Raw genomic sequence first — 16863 nt, forward strand, 5'->3', positions numbered from 1 at the left:
TCACCGGCCGGGGCCGGCGCTCGCCTCCAGCAGCCGCTGCCGCGCCGAGCGCTCGGCGAGCTCGGGCAGCGACCCCGCCGGGATGCCGGCGAGATCGCTCAGGCAGCGCCGGACGATCTCGTCGATCGCCCCGGCCGCCAGCCGGTCCTCGAACTCCGCGCGGAGCCGCTCGACGGTTTCGTCCACCACGGACTCCGGGCACCCCGCCGTGCCCGCCATTTCCCTGCGATCGCTCACTGCCCCTTCGACCATCCGTCCAGCGTGCCCCCGCCGGCCCGCCGTTTTCAGGGCCGAAGGTCCCCGAATCGGATTCGTCAGGGCACCACGACGGCCCGGCCGGTGATCTCGCCGCGCTCCAGCCGGTGATAGGCCTCGACCGCGTCGTCCAGGGCGAAGCTGGTGGTCTCGGCGTGCAGCAGGCCGCGCGCGGCGAGGGCGAGCACTTCCGGGAGTTCGTAGCGGCCGCCCCAGTAGGTGGTCTGCACGGAGAGCTCGTAGGGCACCGAGAAGAACGAGACCGGCAGGGTGCCGCCGCCGATCCCGATCACGGTGAGGTCGCCGAGCACCCGGCCGGCGGCCGCGCCGAGCGCGAGCGTGGCGTCGGCGCCGACGCAGTCGAAGATCGCGTCGGCGCCGTGCCCGCCGGTGGCCTCGCGGATGGCGTCGGCGGCGGTCTCGTCCGAGCGCAGGGTGCGATCCGCGCCGGCCCGGGTGGCCAGCTCCAGCGCCTCCTGGCGCAGGTCGACCGCGATCACCCTGGCCGCGGTCGTCGCCTTGAGAATCTGCACGGCGAGGTGCCCGAGCCCGCCGGCGCCGATCACCACGGCGGTGCTGCCCGGCGTGAGCTTGGCCCAGGAGCGGCGGATGGCGTGGTACGGGGTGAGCGCGGCGTCGGTGAGCGGCGCGGCGCGCACCGGGTCCAGCCCGTCCGGCAGCGGGATCAGGTGCCTGGCCGCCGGGACCAGCAGGTACTCGGCCATGCCGCCGTCGAGGCCGAGCCCGCCGCCGCCACCGGGCACCGGCGCGGCCGCGGGGTTCTCGCAGTAGGTCTCGTAGCCGCGCGCGCAGTGCGCGCAGACCCCGCAGCCCCACGGCCCGTACACCGCGACCGGCTGCCCCTCCTCGAAACCCGTGACCCCCGAACCGATCTCGTGCACCCAGCCCGCGTTCTCGTGGCCGAGCGTGAACGGCGGGTGCCACGGGACCGGCGCGTCGTCGGAGAAGTCGCGCATGAGGTGCAGGTCGGAGTGGCAGGCCCCGGCCGCGCCGATCTTGACGACCACCTCACCCGGCCCCGGATGGGGCTGCTCCACCTCGACCAGCTCCGGATCGGACTTCCACGCCGTCAACCGCAGTGCTCGCATCTGTGCCTCCTCGGCTCGTCCCCTTCCGGCACCGCCCTTCCACTCCGGGGCCGGGCTATGCCTGTCATGCTGGTAACGGAATCGGTTCGAGGAGAGGCGACGGCGATGATCCGGGTGTTCCTGGTCGACGATCACGAGATCGTGCGGCGCGGGCTGGCCGACCTGATCGACGCCGAGCCGGACCTGGAGATGGTCGGCGGCGCGGAGAGCGTGACGCACGCGCTGGCCCGGATCCCAGCACTTCGGCCGGATGTCGCGGTGCTCGACGTCCGGCTGCCGGACGGCAACGGCATCGAGCTCTGCCGCGAGCTGCTCTCCCAGCTGCCGGGGCTGCGCTGCCTGATCCTCACCTCGTTCACCGACGAGCAGGCCATGCTGGACGCCATCCTGGCCGGGGCCAGCGGCTACGTCGTCAAGGACATCGGCACGCTGGAGCTGGTCGACGCCATCCGCGCGGTCGGCGCGGGCAAGTCGCTGCTGGACAACCGGGCCGCCGCCGCGCTCATGGCGAAGCTGCGCGCGCAGGCCGAGCAGAAGGCGGGGCCGCTGGCAACGCTCACCGAGCAGGAGCGCACGCTGCTCGCGCTGCTCGGCCGGGGGCTCACCAACCGGCAGATCGCGGCCGAGATGTTCCTGGCCGAGAAGACGGTGAAGAACTACGTGTCCCGGCTGCTGGCCAAGCTGGGTGTGGAGCGCCGCACCCAGGCCGCGGTCCTCGCCTCCAAACTCGGCCGTGACGGGCACTGAGCCCGGCGCCGGGGCGGGCGGCGATCGGATGGACGGCCACACCCCGGTCGGCCAGGCGCTCTCCCAGCTGCGGCTGAACGAGCTGCTGCTGGAGGTGCAGGAGCGGATCACCCAGATCGTCGGCGTCCGGGACAAGATGGACCGGCTCATGGAGGCCATGCTCGTGGTCACCGCGGGCCTGGACCTGGACAACACGCTGCGCACCATCGTGCACACCGCCATCGAGCTGGTCGACGCGGGCTACGGCGCGCTCGGCGTGCGGGAGACCGGCGAGGACAGCAAGCAGCTCGCCGAGTTCGTCTACGAGGGCATCGACGACCGCACCCGGGTGCTGATCGGCGACCTCCCGCGCGGCCACGGCGTGCTCGGGCTGCTCATCGAGGACCCCAAGCCGCTGCGGCTGGCGAAGCTCTCGGCGCACCCCGGGTCGGTCGGGTTCCCGGACAAGCACCCGCCGATGAGCACCTTCCTCGGGGTTCCGGTGAAGGTGCGCGACGAGGTCTTCGGCAACCTCTACCTGACCGAGAAGAAGGGCGGGCAGGAGTTCACCGAGGACGACGAGGTGGTGGTGCGGGCGCTGGCCGCCGCGGCCGGTATCGCCATCGCCAATGCCAGGCTCTACGAGGAGTCCCGGATCCGGCAGCAGTGGCTGGAGGCCACCCAGGAGGTCGCCACCGAGCTGCTGGCCGGCGGCGAGCCGGACGAGGTGCTCGAGCTCATCGTGCGCCGCGCGCTCACCCTGACCGGCGCGGCCTGCGCCTTCCTCGCGCTGCCCGAGGACCCGGACATCCCGCACGACGAGGTCACCGACCTGGTGGTGGTCGCCGCCGCGGGCGCCGAGACCGCGCCGATCACCGGCCGCACCATCCCGATCGACGAATCCCGCTCCGGCGCCGCCTTCCGGGACCGGCGCCCGGTCTCGGTCGCCGACTACCTGCCCGCGAAGCTCTTCGGGCCGGATATCGCCTTCGGCCCGGCGCTGATCCTGCCGCTGCACGCGGGCACCGCGGTGATCGGCGTGCTCACCACGCTGCGCCCGCACGGCGCGCCGCCGCTGGACGCCGCCGGGCAGTCGATCATGACCGCCTTCGCCGGGCAGGCGGCGCTGGCGCTGCGGCTGGCCGCGCAGCAGCGCCGCATGCGCGAGCTGGACGTGCTCTCCGACCGCGACCGGATCGCCCGCGACCTGCACGACCACGTGATCCAGCGGCTCTTCAGCGTCGGGCTCTCGCTGCAGGGGACGGTGCAGCGCTCGCACAACCCGGAGATCCGCACCCGGCTCTCGGACACCGTGAACGACCTGCAGTCCATCGTGCAGGACATCCGGCACTCCATCTTCGACCTGCAGAGCAATACCGCCGCCGACTCCGCCACCTTCCGCAAGCGGCTGCACGGCATCGTCTCCGAGACCACCGCGGACAGCGGGCTGCGCACCACGGTCCGGCTGGCCGGCCCGGTCTCGGTGCTCGGCCCGCCGCTCTCCGACCACGTCGAGGCGGTGCTGCGCGAGGGCGTCAGCAATGCCGTGCGGCACGCGGGCGCCACCGCCATCTCGGTGGTGCTCACCGTCGACGACGACGCCACCATCCTGATCACCGACGACGGCACCGGCATGCCGGACCGCACCGGCCGCTACAGCGGCCTGGCCAACCTCGCCGCCAGGGCCGAGGAGGCCGGCGGCACCTTCGGGCTGGAGAAGGGCGAGCGCGGGGGCACGGTGCTGCGCTGGTCGGCCCCGCTGCCCTGAGCCCGCGGGTTCACGGCACCGGTTCGAAACCGGCGAGCAGCTGTTCGAGCGCGGCCTGGTCCGGGCCGACGAAGGGGTCGGCGCCGGGGGCCGCGGCCAGCATCTCCAGGAAGTCGGGGGCACGGCCCGCGGCGGGTGGCAGGTGGGTGCCGAGGATCAGCGCCGGGTCGAGCGCGCGCAGCTCGGTGAGGGTGGCGAGGTACCTGCCGCGGTCCACCGTGTGCACCCAGGGGCTGTCGGCGGTGGCCCACAGCAGCTGGCGTTCGCGCAGCTCGGCGCGGTCCAGGTAGCCGGCATCGGGGCAGGCGGCCAGCTCCGCGGTCGGCATCGGGGCGCCGAAGCAGTCGGAGCTGAAGCAGGCGCCGGTGTGCTCGTCGGAGCAGCCGGTGGTCGACGGGTTGTCGAAGAGCGGCGGGCGGAAGGCGGTCAGCCTGCGGTCGCCGACGTCGAGCGATTGCCCCGGATTGAGGAGGTAGAGCCGCTCCATCGGGAGCGGGCCCTCCATCGACAGGATCCCCATGCCGAGGAACGTCGTGACCAGCCGGGCTCGCGGGGCCGCGGCGAGCAGCTCGCGCAGTGCCCCGGTGTGGTCGCGGTCCGGGCGGGTGATCCAGATCCACTCGACGTCACCCGGGTCGAGCACCGATCCGAGCGCGTCCAGGAAGCCTGCTCCGGGCAGCCCGGTGTCGATCACCACGGGCTCGGCGGCGTGCAGGACGAAGGCGTTGACCGGGACGAACCCGAGCCCGGGCACCTCCACGGAATCGGCGAGGACGCTGATGTCGCGTCCGATGCGGTTGATCAGCACGGTGTTTCACTCCTCGGTGAAGTCGATGCGGATGAGGGCGTTGCCGACGGTTTCCAGGTCGGCGGCGGTGATGTGGTGGCCGCGGGCGACCTTCAGGCCGAGCTCGAAGGGCGTCGCGCCGTTGTCGAGGGCCTGCCGCATCGCCAGCCCCCGCTCGCGGGGCGTGGCGTGCAGCAGGACGGCGCGGCCGTGCCTGACCCGCCCGCCCTGGGTGACAACGACCGGCGCGGGCTCGGTGAAGTTCAGCCGCCACGACCTCGGGGTGAAGACCGTCGGGGTGCCGTCGATCGTGTGCAGGCAGACCGGCACCCGGAAGGTGGCGCCGCTGCGCCGCCCGCCGAACTCGAGCAGCGCCATCAGCGGGATCCGGCGGCCGAGCCACCGGGTCGTGAGCACCCGGCGGACCAGGGGGTTGAGCATGCGCATCAGCGCCCGTGGTGGCGGGGAAAGCCGGACTTCGGTCGTGGTCGTCGTCATCGGGGACTCCTTCGCTCACCGATGACGCTAGGGAGCGGCGCCCCGCCCCGGAATACCAGAAAAGTGGCATTCCGCGCGGCGGCGCCCGGTCGTACCGTGGGGTGATGCGGGCGGACGTGTTCGAGCGGGCGACGGCCCAGCTCACCCGGGTGTGCGGCGAACCACGCGACCTGATCTCGCTCTGGCGGGAGTCGACCGAGATCCTCGCGCGCGCCGTCCCGCACTACTGGACGCCGTGCTTCTACACCCTCGACCCGGCCTCCCTGCTGATGACCAGCCACTACCACCGCGGCCTCGCCGAGATCCCGGCCGACTGGCTGGTCAGCGAGTACTACGCCGACGACGTGAACCAGCTCGCGGCGGTGGCCCGCTCGGCGGCGGGCATCGCCACCCTGCACGAGGCCACCGGCGGCGAACCCGCGCGCAGCCCCCGCTGGCACCGCAATATGACCATGGGCGGCGACCAGGAGCTGATCGCGCGGCTGCGCACCCGCTCGGGCGAGGTCTGGGGCGCGCTCGGGCTCTACCGGGAGCCGCGTACCCCGCTCTTCTCCGCGGACGAGAAGAACTTCGTGCGCGCGGTGGCGCCGCTGCTCGCCGAGGCCGCCCGCACGGCGCTGCTGCTCGGCCAGGCGCGGCAGCCCGATGTCGCCGACGCGCCGGGGCTGCTCGTCCTGGACCGGAACTGCGCCGTCGAATCGACCACGCCCGGCGTGGCACGCAGGCTCGCGGAGCTACCGGACGGCGACTGGGCAGCGGGCAGGCTGCCCTCCTCGGTACTGGCCCTGGTCGGGCGGACCCTGCGCGCGGCCGAGCACCCGGACCGCGGCGACCTGGTCACCGTGGCCCGGGTGCTCTCCCGCACGGGGACCTGGATCGTGCTGCACGGCGCCCCGCTGACCTCGACCGGCGAGCTCCGCATCGCCGTCATCATCGAGCGGGCCGACTGTATCCGCTGCTCATGTCGACCTACGGCCTGACCGAGCGGGAGAAGGACGTCACCCGGCTGGTGCTGCAGGGCGCCTCCACCTCCCGGATCGCCGCCGACCTGGTGCTCTCCGCGCACACCGTGCAGCAACATCTGAAGGGCATCTTCGAGAAGACCGGCGTCCGCAGCAGGCGGGAGCTCATCGGCAAGGTCTTCTTCGCGCACTACGAGCCGCGGCTGCGCGACAACGAGCGGCGGGCCGCCGACGACCGGCCGCTGCGCGGTGAGCCGTGGGTGCCGCCGGGGCCGTGAGATCGCTGGTTCGGCTGGCGAAATCCGGGCAATTCGATTATTAAGAAAATTACCGAACTCGCTCCCATCCGCCCCGGGGAGCGGTTCGAAACGTAGTCGAAGGCCCCGCACACGATGCATCATTTATGCATCGTTGAGCTAGGATGACGACAGCCCGACCGCAGACGAGGAGTTCGAGTGAGTGCCGTGTTCTCCGAGCCCCATCGGGCGTACCACCTCCTGACAGCGCCGGACGGCGAGGAGGAGTGCTCGCCGCCCCGCTGGCGGGCCGGGGTGCGCGCGGAGGTCACCCGCGAACTCGAGTCGTTCTTGCAGCGAAATCAGCCGGAGCCGATCAGCGGTATCCCCCTGGACGGCATCCTGCGGCACTACGCCGTCGGCGGCAAATGCCTGCGGCCGATGTTCCTGTACCTGGGCTGGCTCTGCGGCGCCGACCCGAGCCCGGCCGCGCTGCGTGCCGCCGCCGCGCTGGAGCTGCTGCAGGCCTTCGCGCTGCTGCAGGACGACGTCATGGACGAGGCCGAGCTGCGCCGCGGCGAGCCGGCCGCGCACCGCGCTTTCGCGGCGTCGCACCGCGAGCTCGGGCTGCCGGGCGACGCCGCCCGCTTCGGCGAGTCGGCGGCCACCCTGCTCGGCGACCTCTGCCTGGTCTGGTCCGAGCGGATGCTGCGGGAGAGCGGGGTGGACGAGCGCGCGCTGGCCCGCATGTGGCCGCGGTACGACCGGATGCGGGTGGAGCTGGCGCTCGGGCAATTCGCCGACCTGGTGAACGACGCGCGCGCCACCCCGACGCTGGAGTCGGTGCTCGCGATCGCGCGGGCCAAGTCCGGCAACTACACCGTGCGCAGGCCGCTGGAGCTCGGCGCGCTCATGGCGGGCTGCCAGAAGCGCACGATCGAGGCGCTCTCCCGGTACGGCCGGCTCGTCGGCGAGGCGTTCCAGCTGCGCGACGACGTGCTCGGCGTCTTCGGCAGCGCCGAGACCACCGGCAAACCCGCCGACAGCGACCTCGGCCAGCGCAAGGCGACCACGGTCGTGGTGGCCGCGCAGGAGATGGCCGACCCGGCCACCGCTCGCGCGCTGGCCGAGCTGCTCGCCGCGCCCGCGCTGGACGCCGCCGCCGTCACCGCGGCGCGCGGGCTGATCAGCGCCACCGGTGCGGCCGAGCGGATCGAGGCGATGATCACCGAGCGGGTCACCGAGGCCCGCGAGGCCGTCCGGTGGGCCCGCATCGAGGAGCCCGAACTGCGCCTGCTCGACGGCATGGCGCTGATCTGCACCACCCGCGAACTCTGAGGAGAAGCAGCACGATGCGCACTGTTCCCGGTCGTACCGACCGTGTCGTTGTGGTCGGCGCCGGCCTGGCCGGGCTCGCCACCGCCCTGCACCTCGCGGGGCGCGGCCGGGAGGTCACCCTGCTCGAGCGCGACGACGTCCCCGGCGGGCGGGCCGGGCGCGCCGATATCGACGGCTACCGCCTCGACACCGGCCCGACCGTGCTCACCATGCCGGAGCTGCTCGACGACGCCTTCGCCGCGGTCGGCGAGCGCACCGCGGACCGGCTCACCCTGGACCGGGTGGACCCGGCCTACCGGGCCCGCTTCGCCGACGGCAGGGCGCTGGAGGTGCACACCGACGCCGGGCGGATGGCCGCCGCCATCACCGAGTTCGCCGGGCCGGTGCAGGCAGGCGGCTACCTGCGGCTGCGGGACTGGCTCTCCCGGCTCTACGCGGCCGAGTTCGACGGCTTCATCGCCTCGAACTTCGACTCGCCGCTCTCCCTGGTCTCCCCCGCGCTGGCCAAGCTGCTCGCGCTGGGCGGCTTCCGGCGCTGGGACCGGGCCGTCGCGGACCACATCACCGACCCCGACCTGCGCCGGATCTTCACCTTCCAGTCGCTCTACGCCGGGGTCGCGCCCAGCAAGGCGCTGGCGGCGTACGCGGTGATCGCCTACATGGACACCATCTCCGGGGTCTGGTTCCCGCGCGGCGGCATGCGCGCGGTGCCGGACGCGCTGGCCGCCGCGGCCACCGCCGCCGGGGTGAAGATCCGCTACGGCGCCACCGTCTCCCGCATCGAGCGGGACGGCGGCCGGGTGCGTGCGGTGCGCACCGCCGACGGCGAGCGGGTGCCCGCCGACGCCCTCGTCCTCACCACCGAGCTGCACACCAGCTACGACCTGCTCGGGCACCGCTCCCGGCGCCCGGTCCGGGTGACCCCGGCGCCGTCGGCGGTCATCCTGCACCTCGGCGTGGACGCGGTGCCCGAGCTGCCGCACCACTCGCTGCTCTTCGGCGCGGCGTGGGACCAGGCCTTCCGCGACATCACCGTGGACGGCCGGGTCATGACCGACCCGTCGCTGCTGCTCACCCGCCCCACCGCGGGCGATCCGGCGCTCGCCCCGGCCGGGCGCGACCTGCTCTACCTGCTCGCCCCGGTCCCCAACCTGGAGCGCGGCCGGATCAACTGGGACCGCTTCGCCCCGGCCTACGCCGAGGAGGTGCTCGCCATCGCGAACGCCAGGCTGCCGCAGCCGCTGCCGAATCCGGAGCTGCTGCGCGTGGTGACCCCGGCGGACTGGGCCAGGCAGGGCATGCTGGCGGGCAGCCCGTTCGCGCTCGGCCACACCTTCGCCCAGACCGGCCCGTTCCGGCCGGCCAATATGCTGCGCGGCCTGGACAACGTGGTCCTGGCGGGCGGCTCGACCGTGCCCGGCGTCGGGATTCCGCCGGTGCTCATCTCCGGGCGGCTGGCCGCCGACCGGATCACCGGAACCACGCACACCACCCGATCGGAGCGCCCATGACCCGCACCGAGCTCGACGCCGCAGGCATCACCGATGCCGCCCTGCGCGACTCCTACCAGGCCTGCCGGGTGCTGAACGCCAGACACGGCAAGACCTTCTTCCTCGCCACCCGGCTGCTCGCCCCCGACCAGCGCCCGGCGATCCACGCGCTCTACGGCTTCGCACGCCGCGCCGACGACATCCTGGACGAGTTCGACGACGCCCGCTCCACCGCCGAGCGCGCCGAGGGGCTGGCGACGCTGGCCGCGCAGTTCCGGGCCGGAGCGGCCGATGCCGACCCGGTGCTCGCCGCGGTGCTGCACACCGCCCGCGCCTACCGCATCCCGGACCAGCTCTTCGACGACTTCCTCGCCTCCATGCGGATGGACCTCGACATCACCGACTACCCGGACCGGGCCGCGCTGGACCGCTACGTCTACGGCTCGGCCGAGGTGATCGGGTTGCAGGTGCTGCCGGTGCTCGGCACCGTCGGCGACGAGGCGGAGGCCGCCCCCTACGCCGCCGCGCTCGGCAAGGCGTTCCAGCTCACCAACTTCCTGCGCGACGTGAACGAGGACCTGGCCCGCGACCGGGTCTACCTGCCCGCCGACGAACTCGCCGCGCACGGCGTCGACCGCGACCTGCTGCTCTGGTGCCAGGCGCACCGCAGCACCGAGCCGCGGGTGCGCCGGGCGCTGGCCGAGCAGCACGCCGTCACCCGCGCGATCTACCGGCGGGCCGAGGGCGGCATCGCGCGGCTGCAGCCGCGCTCGCGGGCCTGCGTTGCGACCGCGCTCACGCTGTACTCCGAGATCCTGGACCGGATCGAGGAGAGCGATTTCGCGGTCTTCGACCGGCGCGCGCGGGTCGGGATCCCGCGCCGGCTCGCTGTCGGCGGGGCCGGGCTGGCGAAGGCCTGGCTGGCGCGGCGCGCGCCGGGGTCAGGAGTACAGCGTCCCATGGGGTGAGCGGCCGTAGGCCGCGGCGAACGGCCCGGGTGGCCGAAACCCCAGTTAGCGGCGATGGCAGTGGCGCCGGCATCCGGCGAGGCCGCGCGCGGCTCCTTGTGCGCGCCGCGCGGCCGGTGCCGCCGCGGGTACGCCATGGGCGTGGTCGCCAGGTGTACCGGCAGGCGGGGAAACACGCTGCTCAGGAGGGCAGCGGAGCGCTCAGCTCGACAATGGTTCCGGTGTCGCCGACGATCACCTTGGTGTCCGGCACCAGCGCCTTGATCAGCATGAGGCCGCGGCCACGGTGCGAATCGGCGCCCTCCTCGGCCGGGTGCCAGGTGCCGCCGTCGGTGATGGTGATGCAGACCTTGCGGCCGTCGATCTCCGCGCGCAGGGTGATCACCCTGCCGTCCTCGCGGTGACCGTGCTCGACCGAGTTGGTACACGCCTCACTGGCGGCGAGCAGCAGATCGTAGGCCCGGTCCGGATCCGCGGTGTTCTCCGCGAGCCAGTCGCGCAGCGCGTGCCTGACATCAGCCAGCTCGGCGGCGCGCGCCGGGAACTCGATCTCCAACGCCCGCGGGGAGCGATCCGATATGTCCATCTCTCCTCTTCACGTCGGAAACCGGCATTCTTGGGCCTACCCGTCTTCGCGGGATGCACACCTGAGTCTCGGCTCACCCGAGCGGTGGCGGCCCATCCGGTTCCTCGTCGTCTCGATCCTGCTCCAGCCAGTAGTCCACCGCACCCTGGAGCACCGTCCGGAACAGGGTGAAATCCACCGGCTTGTAGATATAGCTGTCCGCACCGGCGGCATAACACCGGTCGATATCGCTGGACGCCGTCGACGAGGTGAAGACCACGACGGTCAGCTCCGCGGCGGCGGGCTCCGCCCGGAGCCGGGACAGCACGGTGTAGCCGTCGGCGCCGGGCATGTTCAGATCCAGCAGTACCAGCGCGGGGCGCGGGGCGGTGCGGTCGCGCAGCCGGGCCAGGCCGTCGGCGCCGTCGGCGACGAACTCGACGAGCAGGTCCGGGTGCGAGGCGCGCAGCGCGCGCTCGATCGCCTCGCGGTCGTCGGCGGAGTCCTCGACCACGAGGACCCGGCGTGGCTCGGTCACGGCACCGCCCCCGCTCCGCCCGCGTGCCGGATGGCGAGGAGCGCGGCGTCGTCGCCGACCCGGTAGCGGTCGACGCCGGTCGCGAGCGTCTCGGTGAGCGCGGCGGCGGGGAGCTCGCGCAGCCCGGCCAGCGTCGCGGGCAGCTCGTCCTCGAAGAACCGGCCCTCCTCGTCCCTGGCCTCGGTGAGGCCGTCGGTGTAGAGCAGGATCAGGTCGCCGGGGCGCAGCACGCCGTCGTAGGGCTGCAACCCCAGCTCCGGGCGCACCCCGACGAGCAGCCCGGAGCAGTCCGGCTGCTCCACCTCGCCGCCGCGGCGCAGGATCAGCGGCGCCGGGTGCCCGCCGGAGAGCACCCGGATCGGCACCCCGTCCGGGCCGCTCGCGGCCAGCTCGAGGGTGACCGCCGTCAGGGTCAGGAACCGGCCGACGCCGGTGCGCAGCATCTTGGTGTTCAGGATGTCGAAGGCGCGCTCGGGGCTGTGCCCTTCGGCCAGGATGGTCTCCAGCGTGTGCCTGGCCAGCCCGGTCAGCGCGGCGGCGGGCGCGCCGCGGCCGCAGACATCGCCCATCAGCGCGGTGAGCGTGCGCCCCGGCTCGTGTACCAGGCCGTAGAAATCGCCGCCGACGTCGAGGCTGTGGTCGGCGACCCGGTACGCCGTCGCCATCTCCAGCCCCGGCACGTCGGGCAGCGCGGCCGGGAGCAGGTGCTGCTGCAGCGACATGACGTCGGCGCGCTGCTGGGCGTAGAGCGCCGCGTTGTCGACGGCGAGCGCCGCCCGCCCGGCCAGGTTGCGCAGGAAGGCGTGCGCCGGCCTGCGCGCCGCGCCGTGCCGGTGGAACAGGGTCAGCAGCCCGACGTCGCGGCCGCGCGCCCGCAGCACCGAGATGGTGGCGGTGTCCAGGTTGGCATCGGGCGGGAGCCCGGCGGGCAGCGGGCTGTCCTCCCAGCCGGAGCGGTCCGCACGCTGCACCACCGGCGCGCCCGCCCAGCGGTCGGCGCGCAGGTGCTCGGTCAGGCTGCGCTCCCGGCGCGCGTCCAGGTGCGCCACCGCGACCAGCTCCATCTGCCCGCCGCGGGCGATGTGCACCGCGGCGCCGTCGGCCAGGCCGGGAACAATCATCCGGACCACCGCGCGCAGCGTCTCCTCGATCTCCAGCGAGGAGCCCATCCGCAGCGACGCCTCGGCCAGGATGGCATCGGCCAGGCTGCGGTCGGCGAGCACCCGCTGCTCGGTCACCTGCCGGTCGATGGCGATCATGATGTCCCGCGCCTGGCGCAGCGCGGTGACGATATCCGGCGGCACCGGCGCCGCCGCGGCGGTGGCGAGCGCGACCAGCCCGCGCGGCCCGGCCACCGGCCGGTACGGCGCCACCAGCAGCGCGGTCGCGCCGAGCGCGGCGAGCCTGGACGCGAGTTCCGGTGTGCCCGCGGCGAGCTCGGCGGGGTCGACCTCGACCAGGGTGGCCTCGGCGGAGCCGTCGGCGCGGTCCGGGCACCACTCGGCGGCGCGCGCGGCCAGCTCGGTGGCGAGCGTGGCCGGGACGAACGCGGTGCCGTCCAGGTCGGCCCAGCGCGCGGCGACCGCGGCATCGGTGGCGGCGACGCCGACGGCGAAGGTCGCGACCACCCCCGGCAGCGAGAGCAGCCCGCCGACCAGCTCGTCCGGCAGGTCGGCGACGCTGCGCGCGTCGAAGGCCGAGCGCCAGGAGGCGTGCAGCAGCGTCGACCACGGGGTGCGCGGAGTCGTCGGCATGGGTCGCTCGTCCTCCCGCTCTCCGGCGGACCCCGATGGTCCGACCCCTACTGTAAGGTTCCGCCACGTTTGCTCCACCCGGCGACCCACACGGAAGGAGCGGCGATGACCTCGCTCTCCGACGACGAAGCCCCGTTCCGGCTCGACGACCGCGATCTGGCGGCCGAGGTGGCGGCGGGCACCGCCTTCGACCTGTCCCAGTGCGTCAACGAGCCGATCCACCTGCTCGGCGGCATCCAGTCCTACGGCACGCTGCTCGCGCTGGACGCCGCCGACGTTATCGCGGTCGCCGGGTCGAACAGCGAGCGGGTGCTCGGCCGCCCGGCCGCCGCCCTGGTCGGCACCCCGGTGGCCGCCCTGATCGGGCCGGACGGGCTGGCCGCGGTGCACGAGACGCTGCGCGCCCCCACCGGCGACCGCGGGCTGATCGGGCTGCACATCCCGCCCGGCGGCCCGGAGTTCGACGCCACCGTCTACCGCTCGGACGGCGTGCTCGTGATCGAGCTGGAGCCGGCCGCCGTCGAGCGGCCGTTCCAGTTCGCCCGCTTCTACCCGCGGCTGCGCAGCACCCTGACCCGGCTGCAGAACGAGCGCACCGTGCTCGCCGCCTGCGCCGCCGCGGTCACCGAGATCCGCGCGCTCACCGGCTACGACCGGGTGGTCGCCTACCGCTTCGAGGGCCGCGAGGGGCCGGGCGAGGTGATCGCGGAGTCGGTCGCCGCCGGCCTCGACCCCTGGCAGGGGCTCTGGTTCCCGGCCACCGACATCCCGCCGCAGGCGCGCAGGCTCTACGAGCGCAACTGGATCCGGGTGATCCAGGACGTCGACGACGACACCGCCGTGCTGGTGCCGCCGCTGCTCTCCGACACCGGTGCCCCGCTCGACCTCTCCGACTCCACGCTGCGCACGGTCTCCGGCTTCCACCTGGAGTACCTGCGCAATATCGCGGTGCGGTCGTCCATGTCGGTCTCGCTGCTGCGCGACGGCGAGCTGTGGGGGCTCATCGCCTGCCACGGCCTCGAGCCGCGCACGCTGAGCCCCGAGGTCCGCACCGCCTGCGAGTTCTTCGGGGTCATGCTCTCGCTGCAGCTGGCCGCGCTGCAGGACGCCGAGACCGCGCGGGCCAGGCAGACCGCGCGCAAGGCGCTGGCCCAGCTGGTCACCGCGCTGGACACCGATATCGCCCAGTCGGTGCGGGACAACGGCGCGCTGCTGGCCCAGCTGGTGCCCGCGGACGCCGTCGTGCTGCGCGCCGCCGACCTGAGCACCGGCGCGCTCACCACCGTCATCGCGCACGGCGACGCCGCCGAGTTCGACGCGGCCGCCGTGGACACGCTGTGGTCGCTGCTGCCCCCGATCACGGCCGGGCAGGTGTGGAGCAGCGGCTGCCTCGGCGACCACGACCCCGCGCTCACCGCGCTCTCCCCCGCGCTCAGCGGCGCGCTGGTGCTCGGGCTGGACAGCGCGGGCACCGGCATCGCCTGGCTGCGCCGGGAGCGCAGGGCCGCGCGCACCTGGGCCACCGACCCGGCGCAGCCGGTGCGGCTCGGCCCGCGCGGCGAGCGGCTCACCCCGCGCGGCTCCTCGGCGGTGTACGAGGCGGTGGTGCGCGGCTGCTCGACGCCGTGGACCGCGCCGGACGAGGCGGTGGTGCAGGAGTTCGGCCACGCCATCACCACGGTGGTGCTCAGGCACACCGCCCGGCTGGCCGCCCTGAACAGCGAACTGCGCAGGGCCAACCACGATCTGGACACCTTCGCGCACGCCGCCGCGCACGAGCTCAAGGAGCCGCTGCGCGGCATCTCCAACTCCGCCACCTTCATCGGCGAGGACGCGGGCGACAGCCTCGACCCCACCACCGTGCGCAGGCTCGGCACCATCCGCACGCTCGCGGTGCGGATGGACGAGCTGATCAACTCGCTGCTGCACTTCGCCCAGCTCGGCCAGGGCGAGCTGCGCCGGGAGCCGGTCGAGCTGCGCGCGGCCACCGAGCGCGCGCTGCAGATCGCCGGCGCCCGGCTGGAGGAGCAGGAGGTGGCGATCACGCTGCCGGAGCCGGGGGTGACCGTGCCGGCCGACCCCGACCGGCTGCAGGAGATCCTGATCAACCTGCTGGTCAATGCCGCCAAGTACGCCGGGGACGAGCCGCCGCGCACGGTCGAGGTCGGGGTGCGCGCCGACGGGCCGGTTCCGGTGTACTTCGTGCGGGACAACGGCATCGGCATCCCGGAGGCGGACCAGAAGGAGGTGCTGCGGCTCTTCCGCCGCCTGCACCCGCGGGAATCGCGCGGCGGCGGCCACGGCGCCGGGCTCGCCATCGTGGACCGGATCGTGGAGCGGCACGGGGGCCGGCTGTGGCTGGAATCGGCGCCGGGGGCGGGGACGACGGTGTTCTTCACCCTCGAAGCCGGACCCGGCGCGGGGTGACCACCCTGCGGTATGTTTCTCCCGCGACGCCCCCCGGCGGAACGGCCGGGGCGCGGATTTCCATGGGATACGCTGAGTACGGCGGTTGAGCTCACAGCCGCAGCGAACTCTTCCCGCGATCTCCCGCGGCGGGATTCCGCGTGGCACCGGCCATCGCCGGATCCGACCACGCCCGGCCGTCGCCGTCGAGAGAGGTTCACCGTGCGCTTCACAGATCCGCCCCGCGATTTCCAGGTCGAGGTCAGGTCGGTCGATGCCGCTGTCGTGGTGACCGCCCGCGGCGAGGTCGACATCATCACCGCGCCCCGGCTACAGCAGGCGCTGACCGAGGCGGGCTCCGGCGTCGTCATCGCCGACCTGACCGCCGTCCCGTTCTTCGACTCGGCCGGGCTGAACGCGCTCATCCAGGCCGCCGACGGCGCCGAGCTGCGGATCGCCGCCTCCAGGGCGGTGCACCGGCCGATGGAGGCCACCGGCCTCGTCAAGGTGATCCCGACCTTCGACAGCCTGGACGCCGCGCTGGCCGGCTGAGCCGCCCCCGCGGCCATCCGGAGCGGACATGCTGTCGTGGCATGCTGTCCGAATGCCCGACATTCGTCTCGAGATCGCCGACGACATCGCGACCATCACGCTGCACCGCCCGGACAAACTCAATGCCTTCACCACGGTGATGGAGAACGAGCTGATCGAGGCGTTCGACCGCACCGACGCCGACGACGCCGTGCGCGCGGTGGTGCTCACCGGCTTTGGCCGCGCCTTCTGCGCCGGCGCCGACCTCGCGGGCGGCGCCGACACCTTCGCCGCCCCGGCGGACTGGCGGGACGGCGGCGGCCGGGTGGTGCTGCGGATGTTCGAGTCGCGCAAGCCGATCGTGGCCGCGATCAACGGCCCCGCGGTCGGCGTCGGCATCACCATGACGCTCGCCGCCGACTTCCGGCTGGCCGCGGAGAACGCCCGCATCGGCTTCGTCTTCAATCGCCGCGGCATCGTGCCGGAGTCCGGCTCCAGCTGGTTCCTGCCCCGGCTGGTGCCGCTGCAGACCGCGCTGGACTGGGTCTACTCCGGCCGCCTCGTCGAGGCCGCCGAGGCGCACGAGGCCGGGCTGCTCTACCGGCTCTACCCGGCCGAGCGGCTGCTGGACGAGGCGTACGCGCTGGCCCGCTCGGTGACCGAGCACTCCGCGCCGGTCTCGGTGGCGCTCTCCCGGCAGATGCTGCTGCGCGGGCTCGGCGTCGAGCACCCGATGATCGCGCACCGGGTGGAGACCCGCGGCATCCTCGCCCGCGGCGCGAGCGCCGACGCCCGCGAGGGCGTCACCGCGTTCCTGGAGAAGCGCCCGGCGCGCTTCCCGGACCGCCCGAGCACCGACATCCCGGACATCTTCGGCGCCGACATGCCGATCCCGCCCTTCCGGCCGTAGCGGAATGCGAACGGAGAGTGCG

Annotated in this window: 17 protein-coding genes; 10 read left to right on the forward strand and 7 right to left on the reverse strand. The window is 73.8% G+C overall.

Going from position 1 to position 16863, the window contains the following annotated elements; translation table 11 throughout:
* Positions 1–252, reverse strand: coding sequence for a hypothetical protein (locus tag AB0H71_RS07200; protein ID WP_357015872.1), 252 nt, complete (start codon positions 250–252; stop codon positions 1–3).
* A 62-nt stretch (positions 253–314) separates the two neighbouring features.
* On the reverse strand, positions 315–1364 hold the full coding sequence (locus AB0H71_RS07205; RefSeq protein WP_357015875.1) for an NAD(P)-dependent alcohol dehydrogenase: 1050 nt from the start codon (positions 1362–1364) through the stop codon (positions 315–317).
* A 105-nt stretch (positions 1365–1469) separates the two neighbouring features.
* Here AB0H71_RS07205 and AB0H71_RS07210 point away from each other — a divergent pair, with 105 nt between their 5' ends.
* Entirely contained in the window at positions 1470–2111 is a 642-nt protein-coding gene (locus AB0H71_RS07210) for a response regulator transcription factor (protein ID WP_357015878.1), read from the forward strand.
* Positions 2112–2139: 28 nt separating this feature from the next.
* Positions 2140–3858 (forward strand): GAF domain-containing protein, encoded by a 1719-nt coding sequence (locus AB0H71_RS07215; RefSeq protein ID WP_357016223.1) that lies wholly within the window; start codon positions 2140–2142, stop codon positions 3856–3858.
* A 10-nt stretch (positions 3859–3868) separates the two neighbouring features.
* Here AB0H71_RS07215 and AB0H71_RS07220 read toward each other — a convergent pair whose 3' ends face one another.
* Both AB0H71_RS07220 and AB0H71_RS07225 read right to left on the reverse strand, forming a co-directional pair.
* The gene (locus AB0H71_RS07220) at positions 3869–4666 is read right to left on the reverse strand and encodes an MBL fold metallo-hydrolase (protein WP_357015881.1); all 798 of its coding nucleotides are present in this window, start codon (positions 4664–4666) and stop codon (positions 3869–3871) included.
* Positions 4667–4672: 6 nt separating this feature from the next.
* Positions 4673–5143, reverse strand: a complete 471-nt coding sequence (locus AB0H71_RS07225; RefSeq protein ID WP_357015884.1) for a grhN — start codon at positions 5141–5143, stop codon at positions 4673–4675.
* A gap of 104 nt (positions 5144–5247) precedes the next feature.
* Between AB0H71_RS07225 and AB0H71_RS07230 the strand changes: the two genes are divergently transcribed.
* The 5 genes from AB0H71_RS07230 to AB0H71_RS07250 all read left to right on the forward strand — a co-directional run bounded on the left by AB0H71_RS07230 (position 5248) and on the right by AB0H71_RS07250 (position 10137).
* Positions 5248–6123, forward strand: a complete 876-nt coding sequence (locus tag AB0H71_RS07230; protein WP_357015887.1) for a LuxR family transcriptional regulator — start codon at positions 5248–5250, stop codon at positions 6121–6123.
* Positions 6105–6383, forward strand: a complete 279-nt coding sequence (locus AB0H71_RS07235) for a helix-turn-helix transcriptional regulator (protein ID WP_357015890.1) — start codon at positions 6105–6107, stop codon at positions 6381–6383. The genes AB0H71_RS07230 and AB0H71_RS07235 overlap by 19 nt, the downstream gene beginning before the upstream one ends.
* A gap of 219 nt (positions 6384–6602) precedes the next feature.
* Positions 6603–7679 carry a polyprenyl synthetase family protein gene (locus AB0H71_RS07240; RefSeq protein ID WP_357016226.1) on the forward strand — a complete coding sequence of 359 codons (1077 nt, stop codon included), beginning with the start codon at positions 6603–6605 and terminating at the stop codon, positions 7677–7679.
* A 14-nt stretch (positions 7680–7693) separates the two neighbouring features.
* Positions 7694–9190, forward strand: coding sequence for a phytoene desaturase family protein (crtI, locus tag AB0H71_RS07245; protein WP_357015893.1), 1497 nt, complete (start codon positions 7694–7696; stop codon positions 9188–9190).
* On the forward strand, positions 9187–10137 hold the full coding sequence (locus AB0H71_RS07250; protein WP_357015896.1) for a phytoene/squalene synthase family protein: 951 nt from the start codon (positions 9187–9189) through the stop codon (positions 10135–10137). Before crtI ends, AB0H71_RS07250 begins: the two co-directional genes overlap by 4 nt.
* A gap of 181 nt (positions 10138–10318) precedes the next feature.
* Here AB0H71_RS07250 and AB0H71_RS07255 read toward each other — a convergent pair whose 3' ends face one another.
* From AB0H71_RS07255 to AB0H71_RS07265, 3 genes are all read right to left on the reverse strand, one after another.
* The gene (locus tag AB0H71_RS07255) at positions 10319–10723 is read right to left on the reverse strand and encodes an ATP-binding protein (RefSeq protein WP_357015898.1); all 405 of its coding nucleotides are present in this window, start codon (positions 10721–10723) and stop codon (positions 10319–10321) included.
* Positions 10724–10796: 73 nt separating this feature from the next.
* Positions 10797–11240, reverse strand: a complete 444-nt coding sequence (locus AB0H71_RS07260; protein ID WP_357015901.1) for a response regulator — start codon at positions 11238–11240, stop codon at positions 10797–10799.
* Positions 11237–12994: a GAF domain-containing SpoIIE family protein phosphatase gene (locus AB0H71_RS07265; protein ID WP_357015904.1), complete on the reverse strand. Its 1758-nt coding sequence runs from the start codon at positions 12992–12994 to the stop codon at positions 11237–11239. Before AB0H71_RS07265 ends, AB0H71_RS07260 begins: the two co-directional genes overlap by 4 nt.
* Positions 12995–13099: 105 nt before the next feature.
* Here AB0H71_RS07265 and AB0H71_RS07270 point away from each other — a divergent pair, with 105 nt between their 5' ends.
* From AB0H71_RS07270 to AB0H71_RS07280, 3 genes are all read left to right on the forward strand, one after another.
* Positions 13100–15421, forward strand: coding sequence for an ATP-binding protein (locus AB0H71_RS07270; RefSeq protein ID WP_357015907.1), 2322 nt, complete (start codon positions 13100–13102; stop codon positions 15419–15421).
* A 201-nt stretch (positions 15422–15622) separates the two neighbouring features.
* Positions 15623–15952 carry an anti-sigma factor antagonist gene (locus tag AB0H71_RS07275; protein ID WP_357015909.1) on the forward strand — a complete coding sequence of 110 codons (330 nt, stop codon included), beginning with the start codon at positions 15623–15625 and terminating at the stop codon, positions 15950–15952.
* A gap of 52 nt (positions 15953–16004) precedes the next feature.
* Positions 16005–16841, forward strand: a complete 837-nt coding sequence (locus tag AB0H71_RS07280; protein ID WP_357015912.1) for a crotonase/enoyl-CoA hydratase family protein — start codon at positions 16005–16007, stop codon at positions 16839–16841.
* Positions 16842–16863: the final 22 nt, after the last annotated feature.

It is taken from the genome of Nocardia sp. NPDC050697, from assembly GCF_040654395.1.
Classification (GTDB): Bacteria; Actinomycetota; Actinomycetes; order Mycobacteriales; family Mycobacteriaceae; genus Nocardia.

Coding starts and splice junctions, on each gene's coding strand:
- AB0H71_RS07200 (WP_357015872.1), bottom strand. CDS start 252: ATGGTCGAAGGGGCAGTGAGCGATCGCAGGGAAATGGCGGGCACGGCG.
- AB0H71_RS07205 (WP_357015875.1), bottom strand. CDS start 1,364: ATGCGAGCACTGCGGTTGACGGCGTGGAAGTCCGATCCGGAGCTGGTC.
- AB0H71_RS07210 (WP_357015878.1), top strand. CDS start 1,470: ATGATCCGGGTGTTCCTGGTCGACGATCACGAGATCGTGCGGCGCGGG.
- AB0H71_RS07215 (WP_357016223.1), top strand. CDS start 2,140: ATGGACGGCCACACCCCGGTCGGCCAGGCGCTCTCCCAGCTGCGGCTG.
- AB0H71_RS07225 (WP_357015884.1), bottom strand. CDS start 5,143: ATGACGACGACCACGACCGAAGTCCGGCTTTCCCCGCCACCACGGGCG.
- AB0H71_RS07230 (WP_357015887.1), top strand. CDS start 5,248: ATGCGGGCGGACGTGTTCGAGCGGGCGACGGCCCAGCTCACCCGGGTG.
- AB0H71_RS07235 (WP_357015890.1), top strand. CDS start 6,105: ATGTCGACCTACGGCCTGACCGAGCGGGAGAAGGACGTCACCCGGCTG.
- crtI (WP_357015893.1), top strand. CDS start 7,694: ATGCGCACTGTTCCCGGTCGTACCGACCGTGTCGTTGTGGTCGGCGCC.
- AB0H71_RS07250 (WP_357015896.1), top strand. CDS start 9,187: ATGACCCGCACCGAGCTCGACGCCGCAGGCATCACCGATGCCGCCCTG.
- AB0H71_RS07255 (WP_357015898.1), bottom strand. CDS start 10,723: ATGGACATATCGGATCGCTCCCCGCGGGCGTTGGAGATCGAGTTCCCG.
- AB0H71_RS07265 (WP_357015904.1), bottom strand. CDS start 12,994: ATGCCGACGACTCCGCGCACCCCGTGGTCGACGCTGCTGCACGCCTCC.
- AB0H71_RS07270 (WP_357015907.1), top strand. CDS start 13,100: ATGACCTCGCTCTCCGACGACGAAGCCCCGTTCCGGCTCGACGACCGC.
- AB0H71_RS07280 (WP_357015912.1), top strand. CDS start 16,005: ATGCCCGACATTCGTCTCGAGATCGCCGACGACATCGCGACCATCACG.